Here is a 23,673-nt window from a genome sequence, read left to right on the forward strand (position 1 = left end):
GATTGCTTTGTTGTTAAAAACCGTATTGCAAAGATGTTTTTATTACTTGCTCATCTCCGTAAAGTATTGATAGAAATATGGTATGGTCTCTATACCCTTAAAATAGTTCCATACCCCAAAATGTTCGTTAGGGGAATGGATGGCATCACTGTCTAGGCCAAAGCCCATAAGGATTGTTTTGCTGCCAAGTTCTTTCTCGAACAGGGAAACTATAGGAATACTGCCGCCACTTCGTTGGGGTATAGGGGTTTTTCCAAATGTTGTTTCATACGCCTTTGATGCGGCTTGGTATGCAATGGTGTCTATTGGGGTTACATATCCTTGTCCGCCATGATGAGGTTTAACCTTTACGGTAACTCCCTTTGGTGCAATGGCCTCAAAATGTGTTTTGAACAACTCAGTGATTTCTTTCCAATCTTGATTGGGAACCAAGCGCATGGATATTTTGGCATAAGCCTTACTTGCAATTACAGTTTTAGCTCCTTCACCAATATAGCCTCCCCAGATACCATTGACATCCAATGTGGGTCGTATAGCATTGCGTTCGTTTGTAGTATATCCTTTTTCGCCATAAACACTATCAATGTCCAGCGCATTTTTATAGGAATCCAAATTAAAGGGAGCCTTGGCCATTGCGGCCCTTTCATCAGTGGATAGTTCTTCTACCTTATCATAAAAACCGGGTATGGTTATATGATTGTTATCATCATGCAAACTGGCTATCATTTTAGCAAGTATATTGATGGGGTTGGCCACCGCACCGCCATAAAGACCGGAATGTAAATCTCTGTTTGGACCGGTAACTTCTACCTCAACATAGCTTAAGCCCCTTAGTCCGGTAGTTATGGAAGGAATGTCGTTAGCGATCATACCCGTATCAGAAATCAAGATGACATCGTTGGACAATTTCTCTTTATTTTCAGCTACATAAATACCAAGGTTGTTACTGCCCACTTCTTCCTCGCCTTCGATCATAAATTTGACATTGCAGGGCAATTGACCGGTCTTTACCATTAGTTCCAATGCTTTTACGTGCATGTACATTTGCCCTTTATCATCACAGGCTCCCCTTGCATAAATGGCACCTTCTGGGTGGGTATCGGTTTTTTTGATTACAGGCTCAAACGGTGGGGAATGCCATAAATCTATAGGGTCTGCCGGTTGTACATCGTAATGCCCGTATACCAAGACTGTCGGTAAATCTGGGTTTATGATTTTTTCACCGTATACAATAGGGTAACCGGCGGTTTCATGTATTTCCACTACATCACAACCCGCTTCCTGTAAACTTAATTTTACGGATTCTGCAGTATCGATGACATCTTGGGAAAAGGCGGGATCCGCACTAACCGACGGTATTTTAAGTAGTTCTATAAGCTCATTTAAAAATCGGTCCTTGTTTTCCGATAGATAATTCTTTACGTTTTGCATGTTCTGTTTTATATGACTTTTTATAAATGTACAAAAAGCGCAATTTTTAAATGGTAAAATTTAGAGAATTGAATTTTTGGCTTATATTTGCAGCCCGATAATAATCGGATAATGATGCAGGCGTGGTGGAATTGGTAGACACGCTAGACTTAGGATCTAGTGCCGCAAGGTGTGAGAGTTCGAGTCTCTCCGCCTGTACAACGAGAAAGCCTTTCAGAAATGAAAGGCTTTTTTTTATGGAATATCCTTAGGCTTTATGGAAACAGCTATGTGTTAACGGCATGATGTAATGGTAAATTTTGATGGAAGTAACGAGGTGAAAAGCGAATTAAAGAAGTTATAGTTACATGCAAGTACAGATTAATTTCCAAACTTTTATTGTGTAAATGCCATAAAATCTATTGCACACGTTCATATTCTAATTGCTTGATCGTAAATAGTGGTTTACTTTCTTCCTTGCCCTTTAATACGACCGTACCCATAGGTTCAATTACATACTTATTTTTTGATAATGTTGGGGTTACAATTTCCTGGGATACCAATAGGTCCACGTTCAGTTCGTTACAGAGGCCTTGTATTCGTGAAGTGGTATTGAGCACATCTCCCGTAAAAATGATTTCTTTCCTTAAGGCGCCTATTTCTCCGGTGGTTACCGTTCCTGCATGTAGCCCAGCTTTGAATGTAGGTACAATGCCAAAATTAGATTGGTACCACTTTGTTTTTTTCAGCAAGTCTTTTTTCATGGCAAAAAAACAAGCTATGGCATTGGTGAGCTGTTCCTCGTTGTCATATTTCCAGGAAATTACAATTTCGTCTCCTATGTATTGATAGATTTCTCCCGAAAAACGTACGATAGCATCTGAGAAGTCATTGTAATATGCCTTTAGAAGTTCAAAATATTTGATGTGTCCCATCTGCTCCGCAATGGTCGTGGAGGATTTCATATCAGTAAACATAAAGATGCGTTTTTCCTCAATTGGGCGGTGATATTTTCCCGTAAAGAAATTCATTAAGACGCCATGGCCAATATTTTCACTAATCTCAAAATAAAGCAGGCTGACAAATAAACTAAAGGAAATGGACACCATGGTGCTGGCAAATTCAATGCTTGAAATAAAGTTGACAAATTTGGTCCAAATTACTGCGCTAAAAAGAGAGGTTTCAGATTCTATTGCCGCAGCAATAGGAAAAGTGATTAAAATGACCAACAGTAAGAACAAAGTGTAGAACACTAGTTTATAAATGATTTTTTTTGAGAAGTTCTTTTTATTGAACAACTTGTCCAACCACAGCACTTCTATTGCCCCCACCAGAAGACTAACAACAATAAGTGCAAAATTTGCAAATAGGAATACTTCTGTGGTAATGCTTATGGCACTGGAAGGATTTAAATTTGTATTTAGGGTAACCGCTTCTTGAGTAAAAAGATTTATCCATCCTAAGATCAACCATATAATTGCAAATGGTATAATTCTGTGAATATTCCTTTTGGTTTTTGGGGCTATTGGCATGGATGCATTTTTAAATAAGGATTATAATGTTTTAATCAAGAACAAAATTTTGTTTTAATCGCGATTATAGGCAAGCTCTACCAACCATAAGGCAAGGGCCCTATTGCAGTTCTTGGTCCAAAATTTTTAAAATTTCATCAATCTCGTTTACCAGGGGAACATAATGGGATGTTTCAGTACTTATACCGGTCAAAATAAATGAAAGTGCATTATTTTCAAATTCTTTTGATTTTAGGAGCTCAAGATTACTATATGTTTTGTTGGACAGCGGTAAGCCAATTGTTTCAACAGTAATATTGGTATGGTCAAGAATGGTACGCAAACTGGCCTGGTCGCTTCTTAGCATATCACGAACGTTTTCCCTTTGCTTGCGCAGGTCAGCCTCCTGTATCTTTATATTATCTATCATTGAATTCCAAGAGGTGAGGTATAACCTGAGTGCAGTACTGGAAATATCCTTTAAACTACCGGAATTCATCATTTCGTTCAACAATGAATTATTGGGATTGTAAGCTATTTCAAAAGCAAAGGCTTCAAACAAAAGTTGTGAAAGTTCCTGTTCATTTGGTTGGTCATTTTCATTGTCCAACATATTTAAAATAGCCTTGGCACTTTCATAATTACGTTTATTAACCTCAATAAGGGTCTGTAATTTATTTTTGTTGGCCATGAACTCATTTTTTAGGCCCACAAGGTATACATGTTCTTTTTCCCTTAAAATATGCTCTTGGTTTGCATTATCAATACTTAAGGCTATTAAAATTCCAATAACCACTAATATTATTTCACCTAGGGCATATAAGAGGTAATTACCCAATTTTTTTTCGACAATAAGGGAATGTCTAATTTTTCGAAAGAATTTAAGCATTATGAAAATTTATAGGTCCCTATAAATTTATCAGCTTTTTTTAATTCGTACTATTTTTTAGTGCATAGATGTATGTTTTTCAGTTAATTGAGGTTGCACAAATAACCGTTAATTGCTAAAGATGTACTAGGAGGAATAAAATAATCTTTATAATAGATAAGAAAGCCCTATTCATAGTGATAAGAATAATGCAGAATCGCACTTATTTTTTAAGTACACCCCCGTGCAATGCCAATACCGGCACATCATTAAAATACCCTAATTTGGTTAATGTTCGCTTACCAAACCCTAAACGTTCCCAAAAGGAAGGTTTTTTGTCTATATAACTGATCATGTTGGTGTGCTTGATCTCTACAAAACAACTTAATGCCGTGGCCATGGCTACATTGTGAACGACATTGGCGCAGTAATTGACCCCTTTTAAATGTTTATAAAGTCGTTTCTGGTTTCTTCTTTGCCACAATGTCATATCACTTTGATCAGTAAGGCTAAGAATTTGGATATGGGCATTGTGCAATTGAGCCATTTCCACCAAATATTTTATTTCCTTGGACTTAAAATTTGTTTTAAAATTTGTGGTCAGGACAATTTCCTTGGGCATTTTGAAACGTACATTTTCGGGAACTACCAAAACCGGACATTGGCGAATATGTTCAATGACAGATAATGTATTTTTACCATAGGACCGTGTATTTTCATTGTTACACCCTTTTGCACCCATGACTACCATATGTATTTTCATTTGTGCTACGATATCCTTTATGGCATTTAGAAATAACGCCGAACGCGATAGCATATGAAACCTATGCTTTCTATTATTGTTCTCAAAGGTCAATTTTGCCATAATATCGCCCAACCCTTGGTTGGAACGTAATTCTGAATATTTATTAAAAGCTTCATCCGGATCCAGTAAAGTGATATTATCAAGTCCATGGGCCTCCTTTGCGTACGTGTTCAGAATATAAAAATCACATTCTTGATTTTTATACAATTGAATAGCATATTGTATGGCATTCCATGAATTTTTAGAAAAATCTGTAGGCAATAATAGCTTCTTTACCATGGTGCTGAATTAAGGTGTTAATTGTACAATGCCAATTGGTTTACTGTTATCCATTGGTTTCAAAATTTACGGTTATTACCCTTTTCATTAAATGTTATAAAACACTATCAATGTTGACATGTCTTTGTTTTTGCTCTACCTTTTGTATGGTCAATTTTTGCTCTCCAGAAGGAAATTCCCATGTAATGGTATCACCTTCTGCGTAGCCGATGACAGCGGAACCCATAGGCGTTAAAAAGGATATTTTATTGTTCTTAACATCACTTTCATTTGGGGTCACCAATGTAAATGTGGTTTGCCAGCCATTTTCGGAGTCTATGGTAATCTTGGTGTTGAACCTAATTACGTCCGTAGGCATTTTAAAATCATCTACAATTTGCGCATGTTCCAACTCACCCATTAATTTTTTCATGGAATAGGCAAGGGTCCTGTCCTTGTAAAACTCAGATAGGTTCATGAACCGTTTTAAGAGCATGTATTCTTTCTTTTCAATGATGAGGTTATTGTATTTCATTGCTTAACATTTTTAATCAGTACTATTTGCATGGCCGGTATGAACTAAAAAGGGGCGGTACAACCCAAATGTTTGAATGACCACCCCCGTTCAGCCCTTCCTCAGAGGAAGGTATAACCACCAAAGTTATATCTTAGTTTCTTCATCTGGTGTAGCACTCCTTTATGGAAAAATGCCCCTTTGTGTATACGCTTCTTCAAGACGTTCTATGGCAATTATGAAAGCGGCCGTACGCATGTCCACATCTCTTTCTATAGATGTCAGCATTACTTTTGTGAACGATTCCTTTAATTTTTTTTCAAGTTTTTGCATTACTTCATCTAACTGCCATATTTCTCCGTTCCTATTTTGTAACCACTCAAAATAACTACCTATGACTCCGCCAGAATTGCAAAGAATGTCCGGTATGATTTCAATACCCTTTTTCAATAGTATTTTTTCGGCTTCTACATCCGTAGGACCGTTTGCACCTTCCGCAATGAGGCTAGCCTTAATATAAGGTGCATTTTTGGCCGTGATTTGGTTACCTAGTGCCGCGGGAATAATAATATCACAATCTAGTCCAAAGAATTCCGTATTATCTATCTTTTCGCCACCGTTATAGCCTAAAATGCTGCCTTTGTTGGCCTTGGAATAAGCTAAGAGCGATTCTACTGAAATTCCGTTTTCGTTGATAATACTACCATAAGCATCCTGAACCGCAATCATTTTTGCTCCTTCCTCTTCCAAGAAATGAGCTGTCCAATAGCCTACATTTCCAAAACCTTGAACAATGTATTTTTTATTTTTTAAGTCAATATTTTTACTTTCCGCCCAGAATTTAATGGTCAGGAACACGCCAAATCCTGTTGCACGGTCCCTACCTTCGGAACCTCCGGCACCAACCGGTTTGCCTGTTACCACATGCATGTTCTTTGAACGCTCATTAGGTGATTTGGTAGACATGTACGTATCCAAGATCCAGGCCATGGTCTGTGAACTTGTATTGACATCTGGTGCGGGTATGTCCAATTCGGGCCCAATATTGTCACCAAGTGCATATGTAAACCTTCTTGTAATGCGTTCCAATTCTGCTATGGAATATTTGTTGGGATCTAACTGTATGCCTCCTTTGGCACCACCATATGGCAAGCCTGCCAAGGATGTTTTCCAGGTCATCCACATGGCCAACGCCCTTGCGGCATCAATATCTACCGTAGGGTGGTAACGTAGTCCACCTTTATAGGGTCCCAATGAATTGTTATGCTGTACCCTATATCCTGTAAACACCTCTACCTCCCCATTATCCATTCTAACCGGAAAATGCACAACTAGTTCATTATTGGTTACTTCCAATATTTTTCTAATATTGGGATTTAGACCTATAATGTCCGCAGCATTATCAAACTGGCGCATGACATTATCAAGCATGCCCTGTTTCAATACCTTTTTATTTTTATGTGTTTTTGTAATCATGTATCTCTATTAACTCTTGTTCACTTGTTAAACTTTACATGGTGTATTTATCACCATCCATATTTTTATCGCTCAACAATTTGTCAAAACGATGTAGGTAATCGCAACAACAGTGAATGTTGTTTTTATTTTTGGTTAAACAGCAGAACGTTACATGACTGCATGTAAGGCAAATGCTTCTCTTTAATATTTCTTTCATGACCTGATTTACATATTGGAAATAAAAATCTGCCCGACTTACATTTTTTGAACAAAACTAATTTTTGCAAGCCAGGCAGATAGGTCAACTAGCTAAATGTATTATTTGGATACAAGCTCTCCAGAGGCCAATGCTTCTGAATAATTTGCCGTAACCGTTGGGTGGGTACGGAAAAAACGTGTACCGTCTGTACGCTTCATCTTTATTTGGGTATTACCATCTTTGGTCTCTTTGACTTCTGTTACCACTACTGTATTTCCTTCCACAGTTTTGTAATTGGCAATACCGCCTTTTTTAATAATAAAATTTGCCCTTGGAAAATCTATATGTTGATATTTATGGGCTTTGGGCGTGCCAATTTCGTAGACATCACCAACCTTTACTGAATTTTGAACATTATCATTGTTCGTCTGTGCCGTTAACATACTTGCTGAAAACAGCGCTGTTATTACATATTTAATCATAGCTCTGAATTTTGGGTTAATAAATTGATTTTATGTTTTGCTAATGCTTCGTTGATTGTTCTCTCCGTTATATTTACCTTAAAATGCTGGTTACTTTGTGTTATCTTCTTAATTGTCAAAGTTTTTACATTACTTGGAAGTCCGTATGTTATAATATCCCCTTCCGATAAACCAATGATAGAAGCCCCTAAAGTGCTTTGTACGGAAATCTTGTCATTTTCCAAATTATTTTCATGAGGTGGAACCAATTGAAATGTTTGGTTCCAGCCAGATTCATAACTCAAATTGACATAGGAATACATTCTTATGATATCTTCCGGCATATCCTCTAAATCATATATCAATGCCGTTGCCATACGTTCCTTTAAATTGTCCAATGCATCTTTATGGGCGTAATCTTCTACATATGGGGTCAGTTGCTGATACCGTTGTATCATCACGAAATCTTTTTTTTCCAATACTAAACTTCCGTATTTCATAACCCCTTTTATTGATTTACCTAAAAGAGGCAATAGCTATGCCTTGGAATATTAAAGATGTGTTAATGTTTGTAACTTACTAAAAAACAGGTGTTTAAAAATTTTTTAATTATGAAGTGAATTGGAGAAGTGGGGAATATTTACCCGGCCGGGGAAATATGCACCATTACTATTATTTTAATTTTTCACGGAGGGTCTTGCGATCTATCTGTAAAATTTCGGCAGCTTTTGTTTTATTGCCATCAACGTGGGCCAGTACTTTTTTGGCATACTCTTTTTCCATTTCCTTAAGGGGAAGAAATTCGGTATCGGGAAAATCTATTTGAAATTTTAAATGGTCAGGTAGGTCTTTTACCTTTATGATACCATCGCTCATAATTACGGCCCGCTGAATTAAGTTTTCCAGCTCCCTTATATTTCCGGGCCAATGATATCGTTGTAATATCTGTAAGGCATCAGGAGATATGCCCATTAATCTATCCTTGTATTCAATTCCATATTTTTGGACGAATTTTTCTACCAATAACGGTATGTCCTGCTTACGGTCCCTTAAGGGCGGTACATTTATTTCCACAACGGTTAACCGGTAATAGAGGTCTTCCCTAAATTCATTTTGGGCTATGGCCTCTTGAAGGTTACTGTTGGTTGCCGCTATGATTCGTATATCTACTTTTTCTACTTTACGAGAACCTATTTTTGTAATTTCTTTTTCTTGAATGGCCCTTAATAGTTTGGTCTGTACGGAGAGTGGTGCCGTACCAATTTCATCCAGAAAAAGTGTACCCCCTTCTGCTGCCTGAAAAAATCCATTTCGGTTTTCATTGGCTCCGGTGAAAGCTCCTTTTATATAACCAAAAAGCTCCGCTTCCAATAAATTTTCCGGTATGGCCCCGCAATTGACCGGTATAAATGATGCCCTGGAAAATGTTCCTGAATAATGAATGGCCCTAGCAACCAGCTCTTTACCGGTGCCGCTTTCTCCTTTTATCAAAACGGTTGCCTTGTTATCTTTTACCCGGTCAATGATATCCGTTATTTTTTGAAAGGCGGGGGAAGAGCCGATCATTTCTGCATACCCCTTGCCCTTATGTGGAATGGTCAATGCTTTAGGGGCATCTTTTCTAATTTTGCCCTTTAACGATTTGTCTACGGCCTGTTTTAGTTCATCCTTGGTAAAAGGCTTGGTTAGATAATCCGTAGCACCGGACTTAAAAACTTCTAGGGCGCCGTTTACGGATGGGTAGCCGGTAATGACCAATTTTGGAATATCTGGATAATGCTCGTCTGCAAACCGTACCAATTGTAAACCGTCAACTTCTGGCATCTGGATATCGGTTATCAAAAGGTCTATAAACGTATCTTTTAGGATATAGAGGGCTTGTTTAACGGATACCGCCTTAAATATGTGATAGTCCATAGACTGTAAATGCCGTTGTAACAACTCTAGAATATCTAAGTCATCATCTACAAGCAATATATTTTCTTTGCGCAGTGCCATTATGGTAATTTAGGAAAAGATATGGTAAATATAGTGCCTTGGGGATGGTTCTTGCCATGCGTTATGGTACCCTTATGACTACTAATGATGCCATGTACGACACTTAGTCCCAATCCTGAACCCTCACCAAGGGGCTTTGTGGTAAAAAATGGTTCAAAAACCTTGTCCTCGTTTTCCAAAGCAATTCCCGAACCTTCATCGGTAATACGGAGGGTAATATATTTTGTTCCTTTTTTTAGGTTAATTTCAATTTTACCTCCTTTTGGCGAGAAATAAATTGCGTTCATGATCAAATTAAACAGTACTTGGGTCAACTGTACATTATCTGCACGTAATGCAATGTCCTGATGACTGAAGGATTTGACCAATTGTATGTTTTTTGTCCGTATAGAGGGGCCCAACAAGTTCAATACATCCTCTATTAAAGGAATAACTTGTATTACGTTCATTTGCTGTGGCATTTCACAAGCAAAAAACATTAATTTTTTGACCACTTCACGGCTAAAAATAGCATTGTCCACAATTTTATTAAGATCGCGCAATGCGTCGGTATCGGTAATACGTTCCTTTAAAAGTTCCGTAAATCCTAGAATATTGGCCAACGGCGTATTTATCTCATGGGCTATACCAGCGGTGATCTCCCCTAAAATATGTAGTCTATCCGCCCTTTCAACCTGTCTTTTTATAGCGGCCTCACTATCATGTACTTGTTTTCGTTCCAATAGATTGCCTACGGCCAAAGCTACATTCTCAAGCAGTTTTTCCTCTTCCACCAAAAAATCGGTCTGTTTATATTTTTTCTTTGGATACCCCACTTTAATAAAACCGGAGACTTCGTTGAATACCCTAATATTAGATTTAAGGTATACCATTTCATTATGGTATCCATCTGTCTTAATATCATAATCGCCACTTTGCAACAACACTTCGGTATCATCTTCAAACTGCCATGCCTTTTTCAAACAAAATGTAATCGCCTCTAACGAAGTGTGCAACTGACTGTAGTCTGAATTTACTATGATGGAAGTTACTTCGTATAGGCAAGTAAGTTCCTTAATACGCTCCTTAAGTTTTGCTTCTGTGCTTACCATTTCAATCCTAATAGAAGTAGTGAAGTTCCTAAATATTTCTATAGAATTAAAATTTTAAGTCAAAATTGGCCACTTACCTAGGAATATAAGTACAACCTATGATCATAAGCATTCTTTAAAAATGTTTCTGACCGGAAAATTCCATTGCCTCACCTTTGCCAAAGCCAAAACTAACACCAAAGGTTATAAAACGACCTTGCTGGCTAAAATCCCTCAAATAAAAGCCAGGTTGGTTGGTAATGCTTTCTCTTATACGGGAAGCAAATACATCCCTAACACTAAGGCTCAAAATGGCCTTTCCCTTAAAAATCTTTTTGCGGGCCCCAAAATCCATAAATAGATTGTCCGCAATTTCCTGTTGCAACGTTCTATAGCCAGATTGGTACTGGCCTATAAATTCCAAATCAAAGTCTGACGGTAACTTTACTTTATTGGTCAATCTGGTAGACCATTGGTCACCCTTAAAATCAAACGAATTGCCTTCAAAGTCACCATCTCTTTTAAAACTACTGTAATTAAAGTCATTGGTAAAGGAAAGCCAGTTGGTAGGTATGTATTTTGCATTGAACTCAATTCCTGTTGTATTGTTAATACCAATATTCTCTGGCCTGGAAATACTTACATTGTCCTCAAACGCTACAATACGTTCTACAACACCTTCCGTATGCCTATAAAAGACACCAAAGTTCATGGAAACCTTACCAATTTTATAAATACTTGTAATCTCATAACTATCGGTAAATTCTGGCTGTAAATTAGGATTTCCGGTGCGTATGCTAAAATTGTTGCGAATATTGAAAAACGGATTCAAATCCCACATTCTAGGTCTAAATATCCGCTTTGAATACCCTGCCTGTAATGATAGGTTGTCACTGAATTTATAGGAGGTATGGCCACTGGGAAATATATTATTATAGTTCTGGTCATTGCTTTCGTTGGTATTCCTTAATAGGGTAGCAAGGTCGGTATCCTCAAATCTAAGCCCTAATTTAAGACCCCAAGCATCACTTTCATAAGCCGTAGTGGCATATATGCCCAATACTTTTTGTGTCCATTCAAAAACATTGGTCAAATCTGGATTTTCAATAAATCCTGTGCCGTCAAAATCACTAATGGCAAAATCATTTTCAACATCGTTTATTTGGTACTGAGCCCCAGTTTCAAGGGTGTATTTTTCTGCCCAAGGGTGTGTGTAGTCTGCCTTAAACGTATAATCCGCTTGACTAAAATCCGTACGGGATCGTTGTTGCATATCATCACCGGCACCAAAAACAATGGTATTGATGAAATCTGATGACTGGTCTTTGGCAAAAAGGTTTCCTGTGGCACTCAAAAGTAATGATTGCTCCTCATTGCCCTCAAAGTCTTTTTTGTATTGGAGCTCATAGGAGTATTTTGGGTTGGTGGCCGTTGTAAGTTCGTTACGGTTAAATGCATCCGTGCGCTCATTAGAAGTGTCAAAAGAACTGAACAAGGCATCTGAAGTTTCTTTTTCCCATTCATAGGCGAAATTTCCGGATAACGTAATTACGTTCAAATCATTGATATGATAGTCGGTGCCTAGGATGAGATTGAAAAAGGTTTCATTTTTATCGCTTTCCCCATTACTGGTAATATATGTGTTGTCCGATAAATTGCGGTTTTCTGTTTCATTATCGCTTGGGAAGGTTCTTCGGCCAAATCCCATTTGGCTAAATAGATTAAATTTTTCTGTGCGCCTATTTAAACTTAAACCTATACTGTGATTATTGGGAACCCCCGTATTTAAAGTAACTGCGCCGTTTAAACCCTTTTTTTCCTCTTTTTTCAATACAATGTTTATAATGCCCGAAGTACCTTCCGCATCATATTTCGCGGACGGATTCGTAATCACCTCTATGCGCTCTATCATATCTGCTGTCAATGTCCCCAAGGCGTTGCCCTGTTCATTGGCAATTACGGAAGGTTTGCCGTTGATCAACATTTGTACTCCTTGACTGCCCCGTAAACTAATTTGTCCTTCAATGTTCACATTAACGGAGGGGACATTGTTCAATACCTCTAACGCGCTTGCGCCAGTACTGCTTAAATCTGCTCCTACATTGAAAATTCTTTTGTCTAACTTAAATGTGGTCTGTGATACCTCTCCTTCTACGACGACTTCATCTAATTGTTGTGAATCTTCTGCCAAGGTCACCGTTCCCAAATCTATTTTCGCGTTATTTATTTGTGGGTTGTCAAATCGCTTTGTGGTAAAACCAATAAAACTTACTTCAATGTAAAAATTTTGGGCATCGGTTTCCAGAATAAAGCTACCATCCTCTAAAGTGGTGGTTCCTACTATTGGTTTCTGATCTGTGGGATTACCTACTAACACCGTTGCGAATTCAATTGGTCCACCACCATTTTCCTCAATGACCTTACCCGTTATGGTCGTTGTAACTTCCTGTGCAAAGGTGAGCGGACTTCCAAAAATGAAGCTTAGGATTATAATTATTAAAACTTGTTTGCGCATAATTTGAGTTGATTTTAATCAAAGTTGGTGTAAAGATTACATTAATGAAATTAATTTTCTGCAAACGACCTAGGTTATAGTGCAAACGACATTATTAATTATTGGTGTTTACCTTGCTAATACTGTCGATGGCGGTTTTATTAACGGTTATTTTACCTAATTGGGTATTTTTAATACATGGGGCCAAAATTTTCATTTTTGAACAGTACTTCAAAGGAAGTTATATTTCAATTGGTACTACATATCGTATTGTTCTTATTTTTTTCTTTTGATAAGAACCAACCGGAAATACCCGCATTTAACATCTTTGCCTTTTTAAATTATGCATTGGGCGCTTTACTTATCAATTATATCTTGTTGCCCCGTTTTTTTTATACTAAAAAATATCTTTTGTTCATTATATTGGTCGTGCTTGTCATAGCTGTTATAATAATGGTGGAGGAGTTGGTATTGGAGCGTATTTTTTATCCAATTTCAAGAGGACAACATTTCCCCGGTATCGTATATAGTTTGCTAGACGTTATGCCCGTTATCCTTATTCTGGCAGGTTTTAAGTTTGCCTGGGATGCCTCTAAAAAACAATTGGAGGTTGAAGAACTGCGAACATCCGTTGTTCAAAGTGAACTCCTGTTTTTAAAGTCCCAGATCAACCCACATTTTTTGTTCAATAATTTAAACAATCTTTATTCGTACGCCATTGAACAGTCCCCAAAAACTCCTTCCATTATTTTGGAGCTTTCATCTGTATTGCGTTATATGTTGTATGATTGCAAAGAGAATTACGTAAGTCTTCAAAAGGAAATAGCCCACCTTAAAAATTTTACAAAGCTTAATGAAATGCAGATAGAGGAAAGGGGTAAGGTTTCCTTTAGCATGAACGGCAATACAACAGAGTATGTCATTGCGCCTTTGATACTATCGGTCTTTATAGAAAATGCCTTTAAACATAGTACCGCTAGTCAATCTGACAATATTTTTATCGACATTAACATAGATATTAATGAAAATGGCATGTTGAATTTTGAATGTAGAAATTCCTTTTTGTCACTGGCGAATACGGAAAATCTATCTAGCGGAATAGGATTGAAAAATGTAAAAAAACGGTTAGAATTGCTTTATTCCAATGCGCACGATCTGCATATCCAAAATGAGCAGGATGTTTATTATGTACATTTGATGTTACAGCTAACAAGGGCAAAATTATGATCAATTGTATTATTATTGAAGATCAACCACCGGCACAGCGTGTGCTAAAAAAGTACATTGCCGATTTTGGAAACATGGAGTTAAAAGGCACATTTGCAGATGGGCTGCAGGCATTGGAATTTTTAAAGCGTACAGCTATTGATTTAATTTTTTTGGACATACACTTGCCTAAAATTTCTGGAATTGAATTTCTCAAGGTGCTTAAGCATAGACCCAATATTATCTTGACTACCGCATTTGCGGACTATGCCCTTGAAAGTTATGAGTATGATGTAGTAGATTATCTTTTAAAACCATTTTCCTTTGAACGATTTGTGCAAGCAGTTTCCAAAGTGCCTACAAAGGATAATACCCAAATGGCAAATTCATTAAAAGATAAGGAAGAACACGCTTTGGAACATATATTTATCAAATCCGGTTATGAACATATTAAGGTTGATGTGTATGACATTGAATATATTCAGTCCGATGCCGATTATACCGAAATAATTACCAAAACACGGAAATATTTATCCCAAGAACCCTTACGGTATTGGGAAGAGTTTTTAGGCGCGAATAGATTTGTACGTATCCACAAATCCTATATCATCAATATGGCCAAAATTCACAAGATAAATGGCAACCAAGTTTTTCTAAAGGGCGGCGTTCATTTGCCTCTTGGGCGGGCGTATAAGGAGGCTTTTATGGCACTTGTACTGCAGTAATTGTATTTCGACTATTTGGGCAGTACAGTAACCTTTACACGCTTATATCTGCTTAGAGATGGCGAACCCTTGTCAGAAACCTTAACGATAAAATGCAGGGTTTCTTTTTTTGACACTTCTGGCGCGGTCAAGTTTACTAAATGTACATTATTGGCCCCCATGTTTATCACCTTTTTATAGGAGCTTATCTCAGGATACTGGAACCATAAAAAGCTTAAATTATCACCATCTGGATCGGTAGAATCAAAAGCATCCAACATAAAGCCCTCACCGGATTTTACGGTTAGCTCGTCAGGATGGGTCAATATTACGGTCGGTGGATGGTTGGCCTCTTCAAAGCTCATTATGGACCAATCCATACGGGCTGCAAAGTCATTTTGAAAATCATCCCTCCAGCGCCATAAAGTTTCCTTATAACCTGTAAATGTTATTGTGTCCGGTCGTACCGATCTACCGTAATCCTTGGGGACATGCGGCGTGTAGCTATCAATGGCATTGGTCCAAATTGGTCTGGTTTCTGGCGCTATGGTTACAATTGATCCTCCTTCTTTGGTCTTTGAAAAATCTGGCTTGTACAATTCATAGCGACCTCCCCAGCCACCAAGTTCCGGATGTTCGGCAATATTAAGTCCATTGGGTATCAAGGAAAGGAATGCCGGGGTGTCTCCTTCAACGCCCCAGGCAACATCAGGATAACTGGCGCCCAACGGTCCATGGTTTTGTTGAATGTTATCGGCAAGCCATTTGTTGCTAATTGTGGTGTTATCAATACCTTTTATATAGGCATTAATTCCTGTCCAGGTTGCTTGGCTATATTCATCACCGGGACTAACGATATAGAATAAATCCGGAAAATTGTTCCGGATCCAAATACCGCTGTCATCTTGATCGGATATCGTATACACCCTTAATTTTGAAATAAGCCGTTTTGCCTCTTTGGCACTTTTGGTGTTCTTGATTTTGTGTAAGGATTGGGCTAAGGTGTTAACGCCTCCCCAAACGGAAATCCATAATGAACGGTCATCTTTTTCCTCCAGAATTTTAATGATCCAATCAGAACCTTCAGAGTCCATACCCGGTCCTACGCCGGTCATACCATATTTTGGTAAGCCATTTTTTACTAGAGCGTTCAAGGTGGATGCGGTTGGATAATTTTTATCATGCTTTAGTAGGTTTGGGTGTACTTCATCATACGCTTTAATAATTTTCCTTAAAGATTCCGGATTTATTTTATGCTGTAGCCAACAAGATGTAGTCGCTACCATACCCTTAATATCAATTTCATTGGAATATAGGAACAGACGAACAAAAGACTGTGTGTCATCTGGATCTGCCTCAATATCCGAAAGGATAATTACACGTTCCTTTGGAAGCGACTGACCAATGCAAAAGTTTGTAAAATTAATAATGGCAAAAAATAGGAGTATCTGTTTCATAAGTTAATTCTAAAGGTGACGCCTTTATTGATTATGGGTAATGTGTTTTACCGTAATCCTCAAATATAGTAAAACAAAGTAAATGAAAATAATCGTAAATAATAACAACTCATTGGTTTCTATTTATACGGTTAGTTTATTGTTTCCAAATTAAAATCAAGTATGTAATTCCCGTCATTATTTTGACTAAAAATCATTAAAGGTTGGGCTGGTTATAAAAATCTTATATTTAAGTCTCACTAAACAATGTAGTCCCCTACAAATGGTATTAAAACCTAAATTTTGGTTTCTCCTATATATGGCAATATGGGGCGTTAAGTCGCAAGACCTGCCGCCAATTCAAAACTATGCACCTCTAACCTATGCAGCAGGTAATCAAAATTGGGGCGTATCACAAGGGCAGGACAAGAGTATTTATATTGCGAACAATAGCGGGCTGTTAATGTATAATGGAACGAAATGGGTATTATATCCATCCCCAAACGGCACCCCTTTAAAATCCGTAAGGGTTATTGGTGACCGTATTTATACGGGTTGTTATATGGAATTTGGATATTGGACAAGAGATGCATTAGGTCAACTGGAGTATGTTTCCATTTCTTCAAAATTGACCCAGCCAATAGAAGAGGATGAGCATTTCTGGACCATTACACAATTTAATGATTGGGTACTGTTCCGTTCCTTGGACCGCATTTATAGTTATCACATTAAAAATGGTACAATTGATATTATAAATGCAAAAACGACTAGGGCAACATTATTTGAAGTCGATAGAAGAATTTATTTTCAAAGCATTGGAAAAGGACTATTTACCGTGGAAAATGGTAGGTCTGTTTTGGTGTCCGATGATGATATTTTAAAAAATGATATTGTAGTTGGTGCATTTTCGTTTCAACAAGCAATTTTATTGATTACGGAGCAACATGGGTGTTATTTACTCAGGGGCAATAAGTTGGAAAAATGGGCAACGGCCAATGATCCTTTATTATCTAACATAAAAGTTTATAGTACTTTAAAATTGCACGATGGTTCTATTGTTATGGGTACCATTTCAAAAGGACTATTTATTATCGATGAGCGGGGTATAGTTACCGCGCATATAGACCAGGAACAAGGTATTCATAACAATACCGTTTTGTCCATGTACCAAGATATGGACAAAAATTTATGGTTAGGACTGGACAATGGACTTAGTGTAATTAATCTTGAAACGCCATTTAAGGAATATGTAGACCATGTGGGCGAGTTGGGTGTGGTTTATACGGCAATTTTATATAAGGATGTTCTTTACTTGGGTACTAACCAGGGGTTGTTTTACAGGTCCAATACGAATACGGATAAATTTAAACGTATTGAAGGTACACAGGGCCAAGTTTGGTTGTTGAAGAATATTGACGGCACCTTGTTTTGTGGGCATCATACCGGAACGTTCGTTGTGAGGGAGAATACAGTTGAGAAAATTTCCGATTACCCTGGTACATGGGATATTCATCCTATGCCCGGTACTGAGAATTTATTGTTGCAGGGAAATTATGAAGGTTTAAGTGTTTTGAAAAAAGTAGGCAATGATTGGACTTTTGAAAATGTAATTGATGGATTTGAAAGTTCAAGTAGGTTTTTTGAATTCGTAAATGACCATCAAGTATTGGTAAACCATGATTACAAAGGTATTTTTGATATTAGGTTGAATTCAGATTACACTAAGGTTTTATCCGTAAAGCAAAAAGATTCTAAAGGTACGGGGTCTAGTTTGGTAGCCTATCACGATGATTTAATTTATACTACTGTCAATGGGGTTTTTAAGTACGACAAGAACGGCAATGAATTTCTTGGGGATACAGTTTTGAACAGCAAATTTTTTGAAAATGACGACGCTATTATTGGTGTACTTAAACCAACGGATAATAACGAAAGGTTATGGGGTTTTTCCAATAATAATATCATTAATGTATCTCCCGGTATAATGAACGGCAGCCCGGAACAGGTTAAAATACCCATTCCAAAATTTTTCAGAAACGGTATGGGGGTTGTGGGTTTTGAATCAATTGTGGGTCTAGGTGACCAAACCTATTTAATAGGTACTTCAAATGGTTATGTTACCCTTAATTTGGATAAAGTTTTGCCAAAATCATATTCAGTCTCAATAACTTCGATTTCCAAGGAATTTTATGATGCGCCTAGTATTCATATACCTATAAAGGATAATACGCTATTTGATTATACCGAGAACAACCTGAAATTTCAATACAATGTTCCTGAATACGACAAATTTACCGAGGTTTATTACCAATATAAATTAAATGGATTATATACGGATTGGAGCAGCTGGTCAACGGTACCGGAAGTGTCTTTTAAAAATTTACCATTTGGGAACTACACCTTACAGATAAGGGCTAAAGTTGGTAATGCACTTGTAGATAATGTCGCTATGTATAATTTTAAAATTGAAAGACCTTGGTATCTTTCAATTTATGTCATAATTATATATGTATTATTGGGTCTACTCCTTTTAATAGTAGTTCATAAGCTGTATAAAAGCTTTTACAAAAAACAACAAGAACAAATTTTAAAAGCGAACAGAAAACGGTTAAAGAGAAAAAAGTTAAAGGCGCAAAAGAAAATTATTCAAATTAAAAACGAACAGCTGCAGGATTTGATAGAAAGCAAAAATAGGGAGTTGGCTATTTCTACTATGAGTATTATCAAGAAAAATGAATTTCTAAATGCAATTAAGGATAAATTAAAGGATGGCCCGGTAAATGCACAGATTAAATCGGTAATAAAAACAATAGACCGGAATATAAACAATGAGGATGATTGGAAATTCTTTGAGAATGCATTTAATAATGCGGATAAGGATTTTCTAAAAAAAATTAAAAGCCTTCATCCTGAACTGTCCTCAAATGACTTACGTCTTTGTGCCTATTTGCGTTTAAATTTATCTTCTAAGGAAATTGCTCCGTTATTAAATATATCGCTTAGAAGTGTAGAGGTAAAAAGATATCGTCTTCGCAAAAAAATGAATTTGTTACATGAAGAAGGACTCACCGATTATATAATGAGTTTATAATTCCACATCAAAAGCAAAATTCACCACAACATTACCACAACAACTGTTTTAAAGCGCCTCATAATTTATATAGCAATATTCCTTGTTTTGTGAGTATTATTGATGATTTTATTTATTTGACCGTTATATTTTAAGATGTATGTTTTTTGTAGGGGTAAATTTTTAGGATTTCGCAAATACGACTATTAATTTGCAGTTGAAACTATTATAAATATGACCTATACCGGTAATGTTTTCATTATTGGTATAATGGTGGTTTAAATAGTACTTATTAACTCCAAAAAACAAATTAGATTATGAAAAACTTAATGTACATGTTTGTGGCATTACTTATGGTGTTCGTCAGTTGTGAGGACGACGATAGCTTTGATCCTGGACCGCTTTCTAACCTTGCGGTAACATCCCAAGTAAGTGATGATGGCTCAGGAATTGTCACTTTTAAACCAACCGCAACCGGTGCTAAATCATATACATATGATTTTGGTGATGGTACCACTGGAGAGTCCTTAACTGGATATATCTCTAAAACATATTCTACTACGGGTGAAAATACCTATACCGTAACTGTTACCGTTATTGGATTTGATGGTTCTACTCTAACGGAAACCTTACAGGTTACGGTGGATGTACCTGCTATGAATTCAGATTTGGTCAATTTAATAACGGACGGAAGCTCCAAAACTTGGTTTCTTGCTGCTGCGCAGCCTGGCCATTTGGGCTTGGGTCCGGCTAGGGAAGGAATTGATGGTGATTGGTGGTATCCTAAATGGTATTCTGCCCAAGCATTTGAGAAGTGTGGAAGTGAAATATCAGATTGTTTTTGTGATGACGAATTGACGTTTACCGTTAATAGTAGTGGTGAGGTAACTTATGTTTTGGATAATAAAGGTCAAACATTCTTCAATGTTGGGCATAAAGCTGTTGTTGGTGGAACCGCAGATGAGGATTACTGTTATGATTTTGATACTAGTGGGGAAAAAGAAGTGACTTTTTCTGCGGTTGAGGGCAATGTGCCAGAGGCCGAAACAACTGGAATGCAAATGGAATTTTCCGATGGTGGTTTTATGAGTTATTATGTAGGTTCTTCAACGTATGAAATTTTATCGCTCAGCGAAGATTTGCTTTATGTAAGAACATATGATTCTATGAATCCTGACCTTGCATGGTATATTCGTTTTACGGCTGCTCCTTCAACAGGTGGGGAAGAAGAGAGCTTAGAGACTATATATACCAATTTGGTCTGGTCAGACGAATTTGATACGGATGGAGCTCCGGATCCGGCTAATTGGACGTTTGACCTCGGTGCAGGTGGCTGGGGAAATGGCGAGGCACAGGAATATACGGATAGTCCTGAAAATGTAATTGTCGAAGATGGTGTATTAAAGATTACCGCACGTGGCACCGGTAGCGGTGGTGGTGTTCAATATTATTATGATGATGTTACCTTGGTCGCGGCCGGTGGGTCTACTTCAGTTGTGCAGGATTTTGAAGGTGCAGCGCCCGTCTTCACGGATTTTGGTGGGGCGGCAACAGCTGTCATAGAAAACCCTGATGCCTCTGGCGAAAATACATCTGTAACGGTAGCTGAATCCACAAAGAATAATGGAGCCGAAGTATGGGCAGGTTCGTTTTTTGATGTTGATGCTGCTTTAGATCTTAGTACATATACAAGTATGGAAATAAAGACTTGGTCTCCGGCAGTTGGGGTAGTGGTTAGATTAAAACTGGAAAACCAGGCCAATGCCCAAGAATTTTATGAGGTAGATGCAACAACATCTGTAGTAGAAAGTTGGGAGACACTGTCTTTTGATCTAAGTGCTGCTCCGGCCTTTACATATGATAGGGTGGTATTGTTTTTTGATTTTGGTGAAAGTCCAACTGGTGGTGCCGCGTACACCTCTGCAAGGATTAAATCTGAAAACTTATTTGAGTTTACGTATGGTAGGGTTGAAATTAGGGCAAAACTGCCTTCTGCCGGCGGTACGTGGCCAGCTTTATGGGCTCTAGGAGCTAATTTTGATGAAGTAGGTTGGCCAGCATGTGGTGAAATTGATATTATGGAACACGTAGGTAATAATAGCAATACCATTAGTAGTGCTTTGCATTATCCTGGAAACTTTGGAGGTACTGCCGTAGTGGGGGCTACTTCTGTTCCTACTGCTACTACGGAATTTCATAATTATACCGTAGAATGGACGCCAGATAGTATAAAGTTTGTTGTAGACGGGGAAATGGTTCATAATAGCCTGGTGAATTCTGATACTACACCGTTTAATAGCGATTTCTTTTTAATTATGAACATTGCTATGGGCGGCACACTTGGTGGGGCAATAGACCCTGCTTTTACAGAAGATACTTTGGAAGTGGATTATGTTAGGGTCTACCAATAGTTAGAACTAATTTTAATAATTAAGCCATTGAATTTAATTCAATGGCTTTTTTTGTATTAGATATCGATTGAACTGTGTAATGCCATCTTATCAATTTTATTTAAATATTGGTATTAAATACTATTGTAGGATAGATTAATAAAATCAAGGAATAAAAAGAAAAAGAAAAAAAACGAAAAAAATAGTAAACAATATTGGTATTTTTTAATATTTTCGTTTATCCGTCATCACTATTAAGACAGTAATTAGATTGTCAAAGATGATTTAACGTAATTATTATGAGACATCTTCGCTTTGGTTTCTTTGTTTGTTTAAGCATGCTGTTACCGTTTGTAACGGTAATGAAAGCCCAGTCCGGTACAGATAGGCAAAGGGTGTTGGTGCTTACCGATATTGAGAATGAACCGGATGATGCCATGTCTTTGGTAAGGTTTTTAACGTATGCCAATCAATGGGATGTTGAGGGATTAGTGGCAACAACCTCCGTACATCAAAAAAATGAAATTGCAACATGGCGCATTTATGAAATCTTGGATGCGTATGCAAAAGTTAGGAAGAATCTATTGCTACATGAACCTGACTATCCAGAAGTAGATTATTTGAGGTCGGTCGTAAAGGAAGGTCGTGCGGATTATGGAATGAATGCCGTAGGTGAAGGGATGGATTCTGAAGGTTCCGAATGGATTATTAATGTGGTGGATAAGGATGATGAGCGCCCTGTGTGGATACAGGTATGGGGAGGGCCCAATTGTTTGGCTCAGGCATTATGGAAGGTAAAGCATACACGTACGGAAGCGGAACTAAATAAATTTGTTTCTAAAATCAGGGTCTACACCATATCCGATCAAGATGATAGTGGGCCATGGCTTCGAAAAACATTTCCAGATTTATTCTATATCGCTAGTCCTGGTTTTCATGCTTATGGGGGGTATCACCATGCTACATGGACCGGTATAAGTGGAGATAAATTTCATGGGCGGTTTGCCGGTGCGGATTTTGAAATTGTGGATAATCCTTGGCTGGACCGGCATATACGAAGTAAAGGTCCCCTAGGGGCGGAATATCCCCATATGGATTATCTAATGGAGGGCGATTCCCCCAGTTTTATGTATTTGATAAACAATGGTCTTGGAAATCCCGATCACCCAAATTGGGGAAGTTGGGGTGGTCGGTACGAGTTGTATCTCCCTAGAACAGAAAAATGGTTTTTGGAACCGGAAACCAGGCCTTTATGGAACAATGCGCAGGATGAGGTTGAAGGTAACGACGGTAGTTGGCATACCAATAATAAAGCAACTATTTGGCGTTGGAGAGAAGCTTATCAAAATGATTTTGTTGCCAGAATGGATTGGACCATAAAACCTTATGAACAGGCAAATCATCCCCCAGTGGTAAAAGTGAGCAATAAAAAAATGATTACCGCTAAGGTTGGGGACCGTATAGATTTAAATGCGGAAAACTCTACTGATCCAGATGGTGATATATTATCGTTCAAGTGGTTCTATTATGGGGAGCCTGGCACTTTTACCAAATCTTCTGGAAGAACGGCTATGCCGGTTACCATAGAAAATGCCCATAGCGCCAAAGCTTATTTGGTCGTTCCAAAAGGTGCCCGGTTGGGAACAATGCATATCATTTTAGAAGTTACGGATCAAGGAAGTCCTGCCCTTACGAGATATGAGCGTGTAATTATTAATGTAGAATCATAATCGTCAAAGTTAAAAAGTAAAAATAATCCTATTGCAAAATGCGGAATCTAAGCAGGTAAGTTTGTTTATATTTATGAAAATTTACTATTTA

Annotated in this window: 17 protein-coding genes and 1 tRNA gene; 6 read left to right on the plus strand and 12 right to left on the minus strand. The window is 37.7% G+C overall.

The genetic code is table 11. The features are described from left to right. Positions 1 to 42 precede the first annotated feature (42 nt). Complete coding sequence (locus CHB68_RS02410; protein WP_089259198.1) at positions 43 to 1,431, minus strand: dipeptidase; 1,389 nt, start codon at positions 1,429 to 1,431, stop codon at positions 43 to 45. Between the two features lie 116 nt (positions 1,432 to 1,547). On the opposite strand from CHB68_RS02410, the gene CHB68_RS02415 reads away from it, so the two are divergent. Next, positions 1,548 to 1,629, plus strand: a tRNA-Leu gene (locus CHB68_RS02415). 200 nt (positions 1,630 to 1,829) lie between these two features. Here CHB68_RS02415 and CHB68_RS02420 read toward each other — a convergent pair. The 10 genes from CHB68_RS02420 to CHB68_RS02465 form a co-directional block, all read right to left on the minus strand. Continuing rightward, positions 1,830 to 2,942, minus strand: coding sequence for an adenylate/guanylate cyclase domain-containing protein (locus CHB68_RS02420; RefSeq protein WP_179213123.1), 1,113 nt, complete (start codon positions 2,940 to 2,942; stop codon positions 1,830 to 1,832). 100 nt (positions 2,943 to 3,042) lie between these two features. Beyond that, on the minus strand, positions 3,043 to 3,810 hold the full coding sequence (locus CHB68_RS02425) for a DUF6090 family protein (protein ID WP_089259201.1): 768 nt from the start codon (positions 3,808 to 3,810) through the stop codon (positions 3,043 to 3,045). Between the two features lie 202 nt (positions 3,811 to 4,012). Beyond that, a complete protein-coding gene (locus CHB68_RS02430) occupies positions 4,013 to 4,873 on the minus strand; it encodes a universal stress protein (RefSeq protein WP_089259203.1) in 861 nt (286 codons plus the stop codon). 94 nt (positions 4,874 to 4,967) lie between these two features. After that, positions 4,968 to 5,387, minus strand: coding sequence for a GreA/GreB family elongation factor (locus tag CHB68_RS02435; protein ID WP_089259205.1), 420 nt, complete (start codon positions 5,385 to 5,387; stop codon positions 4,968 to 4,970). 162 nt (positions 5,388 to 5,549) lie between these two features. After that, positions 5,550 to 6,842 carry a Glu/Leu/Phe/Val family dehydrogenase gene (locus CHB68_RS02440; RefSeq protein ID WP_089259207.1) on the minus strand — a complete coding sequence of 431 codons (1,293 nt, stop codon included), beginning with the start codon at positions 6,840 to 6,842 and terminating at the stop codon, positions 5,550 to 5,552. 300 nt (positions 6,843 to 7,142) lie between these two features. Then, positions 7,143 to 7,505, minus strand: a complete 363-nt coding sequence (locus CHB68_RS02445) for a hypothetical protein (protein WP_089259209.1) — start codon at positions 7,503 to 7,505, stop codon at positions 7,143 to 7,145. After that, positions 7,502 to 7,984 (minus strand): GreA/GreB family elongation factor, encoded by a 483-nt coding sequence (locus tag CHB68_RS02450; RefSeq protein WP_089259211.1) that lies wholly within the window; start codon positions 7,982 to 7,984, stop codon positions 7,502 to 7,504. Before CHB68_RS02450 ends, CHB68_RS02445 begins: the two co-directional genes overlap by 4 nt. A 172-nt stretch (positions 7,985 to 8,156) precedes the next feature. Then, positions 8,157 to 9,482 carry a sigma-54-dependent transcriptional regulator gene (locus CHB68_RS02455; protein ID WP_089259213.1) on the minus strand — a complete coding sequence of 442 codons (1,326 nt, stop codon included), beginning with the start codon at positions 9,480 to 9,482 and terminating at the stop codon, positions 8,157 to 8,159. Then, entirely contained in the window at positions 9,482 to 10,573 is a 1,092-nt protein-coding gene (locus CHB68_RS02460; protein WP_089259215.1) for a sensor histidine kinase, read from the minus strand. Before CHB68_RS02460 ends, CHB68_RS02455 begins: the two co-directional genes overlap by 1 nt. Positions 10,574 to 10,688: 115 nt before the next feature. Further along, positions 10,689 to 13,067 (minus strand): TonB-dependent receptor domain-containing protein, encoded by a 2,379-nt coding sequence (locus tag CHB68_RS02465; protein ID WP_089259218.1) that lies wholly within the window; start codon positions 13,065 to 13,067, stop codon positions 10,689 to 10,691. Positions 13,068 to 13,265: 198 nt separating this feature from the next. On the opposite strand from CHB68_RS02465, the gene CHB68_RS02470 reads away from it, so the two are divergent. Both CHB68_RS02470 and CHB68_RS02475 read left to right on the plus strand, forming a co-directional pair. Further along, the gene (locus tag CHB68_RS02470) at positions 13,266 to 14,273 is read left to right on the plus strand and encodes a sensor histidine kinase (RefSeq protein ID WP_245838763.1); all 1,008 of its coding nucleotides are present in this window, start codon (positions 13,266 to 13,268) and stop codon (positions 14,271 to 14,273) included. After that, positions 14,270 to 14,977, plus strand: coding sequence for a LytR/AlgR family response regulator transcription factor (locus tag CHB68_RS02475; RefSeq protein ID WP_089259222.1), 708 nt, complete (start codon positions 14,270 to 14,272; stop codon positions 14,975 to 14,977). The genes CHB68_RS02470 and CHB68_RS02475 overlap by 4 nt, the downstream gene beginning before the upstream one ends. Positions 14,978 to 14,988: 11 nt before the next feature. On the opposite strand, the gene CHB68_RS02480 is transcribed toward CHB68_RS02475, so the two are convergent. Further along, positions 14,989 to 16,413, minus strand: coding sequence for a DUF1593 domain-containing protein (locus CHB68_RS02480; protein ID WP_089259224.1), 1,425 nt, complete (start codon positions 16,411 to 16,413; stop codon positions 14,989 to 14,991). Positions 16,414 to 16,675: 262 nt separating this feature from the next. Here CHB68_RS02480 and CHB68_RS02485 point away from each other — a divergent pair, with 262 nt between their 5' ends. From CHB68_RS02485 to CHB68_RS02495, 3 genes are all read left to right on the plus strand, one after another. Continuing rightward, on the plus strand, positions 16,676 to 19,483 hold the full coding sequence (locus tag CHB68_RS02485; RefSeq protein ID WP_245838765.1) for a triple tyrosine motif-containing protein: 2,808 nt from the start codon (positions 16,676 to 16,678) through the stop codon (positions 19,481 to 19,483). Between the two features lie 296 nt (positions 19,484 to 19,779). Continuing rightward, on the plus strand, positions 19,780 to 21,873 hold the full coding sequence (locus CHB68_RS18700; protein ID WP_245838766.1) for a family 16 glycosylhydrolase: 2,094 nt from the start codon (positions 19,780 to 19,782) through the stop codon (positions 21,871 to 21,873). Positions 21,874 to 22,151: 278 nt separating this feature from the next. After that, positions 22,152 to 23,582 (plus strand): DUF1593 domain-containing protein, encoded by a 1,431-nt coding sequence (locus CHB68_RS02495; RefSeq protein WP_089259226.1) that lies wholly within the window; start codon positions 22,152 to 22,154, stop codon positions 23,580 to 23,582. The last annotated feature ends 91 nt before the right edge of the window (positions 23,583 to 23,673 follow it).

Origin of the sequence: Maribacter sedimenticola (assembly GCF_900188415.1) — a bacterium.
GTDB lineage: Bacteria > Bacteroidota > Bacteroidia > Flavobacteriales > Flavobacteriaceae > Maribacter > Maribacter sedimenticola.

Bases quoted from the DNA above. Each gene is read 5' to 3' on its own strand.
- CHB68_RS02480 (WP_089259224.1), bottom strand. From the start codon at position 16,413: ATGAAACAGATACTCCTATTTTTTGCCATTATTAATTTTACAAACTTT.
- CHB68_RS02495 (WP_089259226.1), top strand. From the start codon at position 22,152: ATGAGACATCTTCGCTTTGGTTTCTTTGTTTGTTTAAGCATGCTGTTA.
- CHB68_RS02455 (WP_089259213.1), bottom strand. From the start codon at position 9,482: ATGGCACTGCGCAAAGAAAATATATTGCTTGTAGATGATGACTTAGAT.
- CHB68_RS02430 (WP_089259203.1), bottom strand. From the start codon at position 4,873: ATGGTAAAGAAGCTATTATTGCCTACAGATTTTTCTAAAAATTCATGG.
- CHB68_RS02485 (WP_245838765.1), top strand. From the start codon at position 16,676: ATGGTATTAAAACCTAAATTTTGGTTTCTCCTATATATGGCAATATGG.
- CHB68_RS02465 (WP_089259218.1), bottom strand. From the start codon at position 13,067: ATGCGCAAACAAGTTTTAATAATTATAATCCTAAGCTTCATTTTTGGA.
- CHB68_RS02460 (WP_089259215.1), bottom strand. From the start codon at position 10,573: ATGGTAAGCACAGAAGCAAAACTTAAGGAGCGTATTAAGGAACTTACT.
- CHB68_RS02420 (WP_179213123.1), bottom strand. From the start codon at position 2,942: ATGCCAATAGCCCCAAAAACCAAAAGGAATATTCACAGAATTATACCA.
- CHB68_RS02445 (WP_089259209.1), bottom strand. From the start codon at position 7,505: ATGATTAAATATGTAATAACAGCGCTGTTTTCAGCAAGTATGTTAACG.
- CHB68_RS02450 (WP_089259211.1), bottom strand. From the start codon at position 7,984: ATGAAATACGGAAGTTTAGTATTGGAAAAAAAAGATTTCGTGATGATA.
- CHB68_RS02435 (WP_089259205.1), bottom strand. From the start codon at position 5,387: ATGAAATACAATAACCTCATCATTGAAAAGAAAGAATACATGCTCTTA.
- CHB68_RS02475 (WP_089259222.1), top strand. From the start codon at position 14,270: ATGATCAATTGTATTATTATTGAAGATCAACCACCGGCACAGCGTGTG.
- CHB68_RS02425 (WP_089259201.1), bottom strand. From the start codon at position 3,810: ATGCTTAAATTCTTTCGAAAAATTAGACATTCCCTTATTGTCGAAAAA.
- CHB68_RS02410 (WP_089259198.1), bottom strand. From the start codon at position 1,431: ATGCAAAACGTAAAGAATTATCTATCGGAAAACAAGGACCGATTTTTA.
- CHB68_RS02440 (WP_089259207.1), bottom strand. From the start codon at position 6,842: ATGATTACAAAAACACATAAAAATAAAAAGGTATTGAAACAGGGCATG.
- CHB68_RS18700 (WP_245838766.1), top strand. From the start codon at position 19,780: ATGAAAAACTTAATGTACATGTTTGTGGCATTACTTATGGTGTTCGTC.